At 43.0% G+C, this 1,541-nt stretch carries 1 protein-coding gene; it reads left to right on the top strand.

The features are described 5' to 3' along the window. The first annotated feature begins 103 nt into the window (after positions 1–103). Entirely contained in the window at positions 104–1,483 is a 1,380-nt protein-coding gene (locus GXZ13_07190; protein ID NLX75591.1) for an ISLre2 family transposase, read from the top strand. The last annotated feature ends 58 nt before the right edge of the window (positions 1,484–1,541 follow it).

Raw genomic sequence — 1,541 nt, 5'->3', positions numbered from 1 at the left:
GGTAGTGTACAGTAGTTGTAGGTCGTATAATTGAAATAAAAGAAAGCCCCCATGTGCTAAACTGTTGATATCAACGCAACAAAGCAGAACAAAAGGAGCTTTCATGATTAGTATACTACAAACACTTAAAGAATTAACAGAAAAACTGTATAAAGTTGATTTAATTGGAAAAGATCTAGGCCAGTTTCTAGAAGAGTGCCAGTCAACCTTCGATGAATTTATCCTAAGCTATACCAGCCAAAGGATAGAAGAACTTGATAATGCTATCTTTTTGGCCAGGGAAGAAAGAGAAAACTTTAAGGTTATCAAAAAAGATGTCCCTAGGAACCTTGAGACTAGGCATGGTCTTCTTGAGTACTCTAGACGCTACTACCGGGACTCTGAGACTAGGAATCACTGCTATCTAACTGACCTAGCTCTAAGCATAGAGCCCTATCAGCGCCTAGAGGATAACCTCCAGCTTTCTCTAGTGGAAGCAGCCAGCTCAATGAGTTACCGCCAAGCCAGTAAACTGGTCTGTGTAAACCCAGTAAGCGCCAGCACTGTAATGAAGGCTATCCGTAGTGTTAGTGTGCCTGAGCTTGCTGATGAGAATGAGCAGGATAAGAAAAAGGTAGATGAGATCCACATCCAGGCAGATGAAGATCATGTCCACCTACAGTCTGAACGTAGAAGTTCAGGGCAAATAAGATTTGCTGCTATCCACGAGAATAAGAAAAAGGTGGGTAAAAACCGCTACCAGCTAACAAATCGCAAGATAGTAAGTAGCGTTAATGAAAAGCCCTCAGACTTTGCAGACCGGGTTCTGGATAGCTTAGATAGTCTTTATGAGCTAGATTATGTAAAGAGGATATATGTTCATGGGGATGGAGCTTCCTGGATAAGAACCCTTAAAGAGACTCTTCCCCGTAGCATCTCTGTCTTTGATCACTTCCATCTAGAAAGAGCACTTCTGGGAGTCTGCCAAGGAGACGGACGACTAAGAACTATGCTTCGGGAGTGTCTAAGTCCCTGGGATGATGAGAAGCTAGAAAAAGAGCTTCAGATCCTAGTGGATAGTGATGTGTGCACAGGTGAAAAGGCAGAGGAGCTATGGACTTATCTGCAAAACAACAAGGAAGGTATAGTAAACCACTTTAGTTTAGATCATGGTGGAAGCTGTGCTGAGGGCCTGGTCAGTCATATCTTTTCTAGGCGTTTTTCCAGAGACCCCTTGTCCTGGTCCTATGAAGGCCTTGAGAAACTAAGCGCTATAAGGGTTCACCTGGAAAACGGTAATAAACTAGATAGAACCATGCTTAGAAAAAAAGAAATAGTAGAAGCGGAAAAGATGGAGCCAATCCTTTCGGCTGCAAAGAGCTGGGCCCAGGGTAATAAGAAGGATGTCCAGGACTGGAGCGTAAGAATACCGGGTAGTGAACTTTCCAGTGGGGCCATAGGTGCCATAATGAGAGGAATAAATAAGGGTGGCTTTATCTGTTAGATAAATAACAAGGGTTTTCTATCTTCATTAGCAAAACCTACAACAACTTGACACGGTC

This window comes from Synergistaceae bacterium, assembly GCA_012728235.1.
GTDB lineage: Bacteria > Synergistota > Synergistia > Synergistales > Synergistaceae > JAAYFL01.
This window is presented reverse-complemented; position numbering and strand designations above follow the sequence as displayed.

Bases quoted from the DNA above. Each gene is read 5' to 3' on its own strand.
- GXZ13_07190 (NLX75591.1), top strand. From the start codon at position 104: ATGATTAGTATACTACAAACACTTAAAGAATTAACAGAAAAACTGTAT.